Raw genomic sequence first — 6,728 nt, forward strand, 5'->3', positions numbered from 1 at the left:
CCCTCCGAGTTCACCCGGCTAGCGGCCGGCTACCTTCGAAGCGCCAGGACCCTGGAGCATGATCGGTTGAAGTTCTTCCATCGGGCGGCGGTGCTCTTGGGCTTGCCCGACTACGATGTGGTCCATTGCCAGTTCGGCAACCTGGCACCCGAGGTGATGCGCCTGAGGCAATGCGGGTTGCTGCATGGCAAGCTCGTGACCATCTTTCGCGGCCACGACATCAGCCGCTACGTGGCCCAAAACGGTCCGGACGTGTACGCGAAGTTGTTTCGAGAGGGAGATTTCTTTTTGGCGAATTGCGATTTTTTTCGCAGCAAGGCGATCGCCTTGGGTTGCCCGCCTCATCGCATTGCAGTGCATGGCTCGGGCATCGACCTGCGCAGATTCTGTTTTCGCCCGCGGGCTGCCCCGAAGGACGGAGTGGTGCACATCGCCACGACGGGCAGGCTCGTGGAGAAGAAGGGCACCGAGTACGCGCTGCGCGGGTTGGCGGGGCTGATACGAGCTGGACGACGTGTCCGTTATCATCTGCTCGGCGATGGCCCGCTGCGTGCGTCGCTTGAAACCCTGTGCCGAGACCTCGGTCTTGCTGGCGCCGTTCAGTTCCATGGCTGGTGCGACCAGCGCGAAGTCGTCCGGGTGCTCGACCGCTGCCACCTCTTCGTAGCCCCCAGCGTGACAGCCGACAACGGCGACCAGGACGCGCCCGTCAACACGCTCAAGGAGGCCATGGCGATGGGGCTGCCCGTGGTCGCGACGCGTCATGGCGGCATTCCCGAGCTCGTCGAGGACCGCGTTTCGGGTCACCTCGTGCCCGAGCGCGATGCCGCCGCTATCGAACGGGCTTTAAGCACCCTGTTGGACGCACCGGAGCGCTGGCCGGCGTATGGCGAGCAAGGGCGCGCCGCTGTGGAGCGCAAGTACGACATGGAAAAGCTCAACGATGAGCTCGTGGACCTCTACCGGCGTTTGGTCGGGTCGGATTCCAGGCGAGAAAACCGCACGGGCGCCACCACGGCGGCGGGTAGCATGGATCCGGGGATCGCGCTGTCTCGCGGGAGCGCAAGCTCATGAGCAAGCGCAGTGTCATCGGCAAGCGCAGTGTCATCGGCAAGCGCAGTGTGGAGCAACCCGCATGAAGCACGTGCGCTTCGGCAAGACGGAGCTCGCCCTCTCGCGTCTCGGTATGGGTTGTCATTCCCTGGGTACTGCTCACCGTGCGGTCGGCTGGGATCCTTTCCACCCCGACGGAATGCGCGCAGCTCGGCGAACCGTGCGGGCGGCGCTCGATGCCGGCATCAACGTCTTCGACACCTCGCCTGATTACGGTGACGGCCTCAGCGAACGAATCCTCGGCCAGGCTCTGGCCGGATGCAGGGAACGAGTCGTGCTCGCGTCGAAAGTGGACTATGGGCCGTCAACCACGGCTGCCGACGTCGAGCGGAGTGTGCTGGCGTCCCTGGGGAGGCTGCGCACCGATTACCTCGACATCGTCCAGTTCCACGGGGGCAACTACTCCGCTGCTGCGCTACGGCGGATCGTGCACGGCGGTCTTCTGGACACGCTATGCAGACTCCGACAACAGGGCCGGGTGCGCCATCTCGGACTCACGGTGCTCGATGCCATCACCGCGAGGGAGCTGATCGAACGCTCCGAGCTTTCCGTGGCCCAGCTGCTCTATCACATCGGCGAGCAGGCGGCTGCACGGCACGCGCTCGACTGGTGCGCTCGCGAGGACCTTGGCGTCTGTGTGATGCGCCCGCTCACGGCCGGGGCGTTTCAACAGATGATGAGCGGGCTGGTGCCGGCGCGCTTGACCGCTGCCGAGTTGAACGAGCTCTGTCTCGAGTTCGTGCTTAGCGACCCCCGCGTGCACGTCGTGCACGCGGGTATGCGCTGGGAGCATGAGGTCCAGACGAACGCCGAGGTCGTGGATCGGTTCAGGCCGGCGCTGGATGTATCCACGCTGCCGCGCAGTGTGGGGCAACGAGCCCGCCAAGAAGACCGTGACGGCACAGGACCGCGGCATTCCGTTCGGTCCGATGCCCGAGCGGCCGTAGCTGGAACGCGGCGGTGACCGGAGAATCCGTGAAACATACCGCGTACGTTCCTCCCGGCGACGCAACGAGCTCTTCCGGGATCATGCGTCGCCTGTGGCCCCGCATCCGCGCGGAATGGCCCCTGATGCTGGGAGCTTCGAGCGCGCTCGGCCTGAGCGTCGCGTTCCGTATTCTCGATCCGTGGCCGATCAAGTTCATCTTCGATCGCGTGCTGGTACGAGGCGCGGATGGCATGCTCCAGGTCGCGCTCGAATCGGACCCGGGCCCGTGGATTGCCGCGGTGGCCGGCGCGGTGGTTGCGATCGCCGTGCTACGCGCGGTTACGCGCTATTTGTCCTTGCTGGCCATGTCGGTCGCAACCGGACGCGTGCTGGCCGAGGTGCGCGGCGAGCTCTACGAGCACCTGCAGTGGCTTTCACCCTCGACGCACGAACGTTTGGGGGCCGGCGACCTCGCCAATCGGCTCACGGGGGACATCGAGAAGCTGCGTCTGGCCACGACCAATACCGCCTTGCAGTTCACCAACAACCTCGTGTCGATGTTCGGCATGCTGGCCGTGATGTTCTGGATCCATTGGCAGCTCGCATTGGTATCCTCGGCATTCATCCCGGCGTTCTACCTGTTCGGAAGGCGCATGACGAAGGCCATCCGCACGACGTCGAACACGCATCGCGAGACCGAGGGACGCCTCGCGGCCATGGCCGTGGAAGCCCTCAGCTCGGTACGGGCGGTGCAGGCGCTGGCGCTTCAGGAATCGTTTGCCAGCACCTTTGCGGCGCAAAGCCGCCTCAACCTGGACCTGGGCACCGAGGAGGTAAGGCGCTCGTCGATGTTGCAGCGAGGCGTCATCGTGTTGTTCGCGCTGTGCCTGGCTGCGGTGCTGTGGCGCGGATCGGAGCTCGTGCTCAGTCAGGCCATGACTCCCGGCGAGCTGTTGGTGTTCATAGCGTACCTCAGGGACGCGCTCGAGAAGCCATCCACCAGGCTCACCCTGCACGTGGCTCGCTTTGCTCAGGCCGCCGCCTGCGCTCGACGTATCTTTGGTGTGCTCGACCAGAAACCAGCGGTCCAGCAACGTCCGGACGCCGTGGCAGCACGCGGCCTCGGGGGGCGCATCGAGTTCCGCAACGTCAGCTACGCTTACGACGGGCGCGGCCCTGTGCTGAGCAATATCAGCCTGTGCGTGGAACCGCGACAGAGGGTTGCGCTCGTAGGGGCCTCAGGCAGTGGCAAGTCCACACTGGTGTCGTTGTTGCTGCGTACCGCCGACCCAAACGCTGGAGCAGTGCTCGTGGATGGCCGCGATCTGCGCGCCTACGAGCTCACGTCCTACCGCAAGAGCGTCAGCGTCGTGTTGCAGGAGCCCATGCTGTTTGCGGCCAGCGTGCGCGAGAACATCCTCTACGGACTTCCCGGAGCAAGCGCCGAGCAGGTGGAGGCGGCTCTGCGCACCGCGGACGCGTGGGACTTCGTGCGCGAGCTGCCGCACGGGCTCGATACGATCCTGTCGGAACGCGGTGCCAGCCTGTCGGGAGGACAGCGCCAGCGGCTGGCCATTGCGCGGGCCGCGGTGCGCGATGCACCCATCGTGGTGCTGGACGAGCCCACCGTGGGTTTGGACCGGGCCGGTCAGGCTGCGGTTGCCGGAGCCTTGCGACGCCTGACGCAGGATCGGACGGCGCTGGTGGTCTCCCATGATCTCGAGAGCACCAAGGACGCGGACCAGATTCTGTTGATGCGTGCGGGCCGCATTGCGGAACGCGGAACGCACGCGGAGCTCATGGCGCGTAATGGACACTATGCCCGACTCTTCCGATCCCAGGTCTCCGTCCACCCCATCCACGAGGCACGCTGTGCACGACACGCTTGAACAAGACCGCGAAAAGGACACCATGCTAGTGCTGCTGCGACACGGGCAGAGCACGTTCAACGAGCAGGGGCTCGTACAGGGCTGTAGCGATGCGGCCCGGCTCACCGAGCTCGGCCGCAAACAGGCCCGGCAGGCCGCACGACTTCTGGCATGGGTCGAATTCGACCACGTGTTCGTCAGCCCGCTTCGCCGCGCTCGACGTACAGCCCTCGAGCTGAGCAGGCAGCTGCCGGGGATTCCGCCTGCGCAGGTGCGAGACGAGCTGCGGGAAAACGATCTTGCGGAGTGGGTGGGCCGGCCGTTCGAATGCGTACGGATCGAGCAGGCCGAGCGCTACCGTACGTGGCGCCTGCAGCCACAACAGCTGCGCATGCGCCGGAGGCAAGGCGCAGGCTGGACCGAGTTCGCTCCAGCGCTGGACGTGCGTGCCCGGGCGGAAGCTTTTCTTGCGGACTTGCAAGCGCATTATCGGGGTAAGCGTCTGCTCGCGATCGCACACGGCGGTATCAATCGGGCCGTGATGTCCGCAGCTCTCGGTTTGCCGTCGAGCCATCTGCACACCCTGGGCCAGTCGAATTGCGCTGCAAGCTGCGTGTCGTGCGTATCCGGCATCTGGCGTCTCGAGCGCCTCAACATCACCGCCTCGCCTGGCGAGCTGCCGCGCATACGAGAGGGCGCGCAGCGTCTGCTGCTGCTTGCAACACCCGAGCTCGCAAGCGAGCTCGGGGAGCGTTTTCTGCCCGACGATGTGCTCTCGGCCGGATCTGGATCTGCCGTCGGCACGCAAGGCGAAGGCTGGTGGCATGTTGTCGCCGGTCGACTCGAGGAATGGAAACGCAGGGTACTGCTGGTGGCGGACTGCGATGTGCTCGCGCGTTTGCTGGCCGCCGTCGTCGGCCTCAGGCGGGCGCAAGCGCTCGAACTGCGTCCCGACGCCTATCACGTGGTGCAGCTTCCCTCCGAGCCCGCCCGTGCCTTGCTGCTTTGCGTCAACCGCTCGCTGCGTGCAGACCCAGGTCTAGGCATCCCACAGGGTCGCCCTATGGGTCCTGCCGCGGCCGAGCACCCGAGCCTTCCATTCACCGCGAGGGTAGCGTGAATCGTCGCGGCGGGCTCGCGCGCCGATCGCATGTGTTTCCGGCTCGACGCGTTCGATCATGCGAGCCCCAGCGACAGATCGTGCGAGGGCGGTAGGTGGATTCGGTTCAGCATATGGACCAGGCTCGACAGCCCGATCCGAGGCCAACGAGGCTCCGGGCGCATCGCCGGCAGTTCGTATTGGGCCCGGAGCCCTGGCGCGCGCACGAGAGCTGGCAGCGTATCCAGCTCGGACCTTCACTCTGGCTCGCCCACTGCCCCGAGTTGCGGGTCCTACTGGCCCACGACGCCGAGGCGCGGCCATGGGTGCTGCTTGGTAGGGCTGTGCAAAGTCTGCCCGACGGCGATCCGATCCCGGACTCGATTCGCGCGTCCGCTACGAGCGACGTGCCCGAGCGCTCCTGGGGTTGGGCTGGACGCTGGTTGTTGATCGGGCAGGACGCGCTCTACACGGATGCCAGCGCCCTTCTGGGGTGCTTTTATGGGATCTCACGCCGGGGCACTTGCTGGGCATCTAGCAGCCCCGCGCTGATGGCGAGCCTGCTCTCCGGCGCTCCGGAGTCAGCGCCATGCCCGCGCCGTACGCTCGCGTATCGGACGGGACTGCCTTGGTACCCCCCGCCCGAGTCGGGCTTTGCGGATGTCCGCCGGCTGCTTCCCAGTCAGGCACTGCTCCTGCATCCGTGTGTCATCCGGCCGCGTGCCCTCATGCCGGCCATCGATCCTGGCCTGGGTACGGATAGGGTGCTCGATCGCGTGCAGGAAAGCCTCGCGATCACGCTGCAGCGACTCGCGGCCCAGCAGCCGGATTCCGAACCGTGGCTGGGTCTCACGGCAGGCTACGACTCGCGGCTCGTACTGGCGCTGGCAGCCAACACGGGGGTGCCTTGCCGGCCGTTCACGCGCCTTGCCGAGCGCGCGTCGGTAGCGGACAGAATCCTTCCCCCGCATCTGGCCCGGCTTGTCGGCTACCGGCATGTCTACCTTCCAAGTAAGCACCCCGGCAACGACCCCGCGCGCCGCCGCTTGGTCGAATCCCATTGCGCTGGTCACGTGTCCGAAGGCGATGCCCTGCCGTTCATCACGGGGGCTCGCGACGGCTTGCAGGGCGTGCAGGTAGGCGGCCATGGTTGGGAAGCCGCCAGCGGTTGGCGCCGCTTCCAGGGCGTCCTGTCCAACGCAAGCCAAGGCGCGTGGACGATCGCGTCGCACTTTGGCGAGCCCGTGGACTCGAGCGCCACCGCTGCCGTAGAGGAGTGGCTTCAGTGGACGCTCGACCACCCGCACGCGCATCTGGACTGGCGCGATCGCTTCTACCTCGAGCAACGCCACGCGGGTTGGCTGAGCTCCAAAGAGCAGCTATACGACCTGACCGATCTCGAGCGTTTTCCCGTGCTCAATGCCGCCAGCAACTACGCGCTCCTGCTGGGAGTGCCCGAGTCCGAGCGCCTCAAATCGAAGCTGCAGGCCAAGCTGATAAAGCGACTGGCTCCCGAGCTTCTGCGGTATCCTTTCAACCCTCCGGACGCCGGGGTAGCGTCCCTCTTTCAAGACAGAACCTAGTACCTCGCCACAGGAATCCTGATCGTTTGGCCCCAGCCCTGGCGCCCGCTGGCGGCGTTGGGACCTCCTCGAATATGCGCTGCACCGCATCGAAATGAACCGCAGTCTTCGTCGGTCCGCCTTGCCAGCGAGCCCCA

General features: G+C 66.1%; 5 protein-coding genes. All 5 read left to right on the plus strand.

What is annotated here, in order from left to right; all coding sequences use genetic code 11:
- Nucleotides 1-1,074, plus strand: a 1,074-nt coding sequence (locus MJD61_18610; GenBank protein ID MCG8557276.1) for a glycosyltransferase, incomplete at its 5' end; no start/stop codon positions are given.
- Between the two features lie 61 nt (nt 1,075-1,135).
- A complete protein-coding gene (locus tag MJD61_18615; protein MCG8557277.1) occupies nt 1,136-2,077 on the plus strand; it encodes an aldo/keto reductase in 942 nt (313 codons plus the stop codon).
- An 11-nt stretch (nt 2,078-2,088) separates the two neighbouring features.
- On the plus strand, nt 2,089-3,930 hold the full coding sequence (locus tag MJD61_18620) for an ABC transporter ATP-binding protein/permease (protein ID MCG8557278.1): 1,842 nt from the start codon (nt 2,089-2,091) through the stop codon (nt 3,928-3,930).
- Nucleotides 3,914-5,029, plus strand: a complete 1,116-nt coding sequence (locus MJD61_18625) for a histidine phosphatase family protein (GenBank protein ID MCG8557279.1) — start codon at nt 3,914-3,916, stop codon at nt 5,027-5,029. Before MJD61_18620 ends, MJD61_18625 begins: the two co-directional genes overlap by 17 nt.
- Nucleotides 5,030-5,142: 113 nt before the next feature.
- The gene (locus MJD61_18630) at nt 5,143-6,591 is read left to right on the plus strand and encodes a hypothetical protein (GenBank protein ID MCG8557280.1); all 1,449 of its coding nucleotides are present in this window, start codon (nt 5,143-5,145) and stop codon (nt 6,589-6,591) included.
- Nucleotides 6,592-6,728 lie beyond the last annotated feature (137 nt).

This window comes from Pseudomonadota bacterium (assembly GCA_022361155.1).
In the GTDB taxonomy this organism is placed as follows: Bacteria; Myxococcota_A; Polyangia; order Polyangiales; family JAKSBK01; genus JAKSBK01.

Excerpts from the sequence above, each read along its gene's own strand:
- MJD61_18630 (MCG8557280.1), top strand. The coding sequence starts at position 5,143 with ATGGACCAGGCTCGACAGCCCGATCCGAGGCCAACGAGGCTCCGGGCG.
- MJD61_18615 (MCG8557277.1), top strand. The coding sequence starts at position 1,136 with ATGAAGCACGTGCGCTTCGGCAAGACGGAGCTCGCCCTCTCGCGTCTC.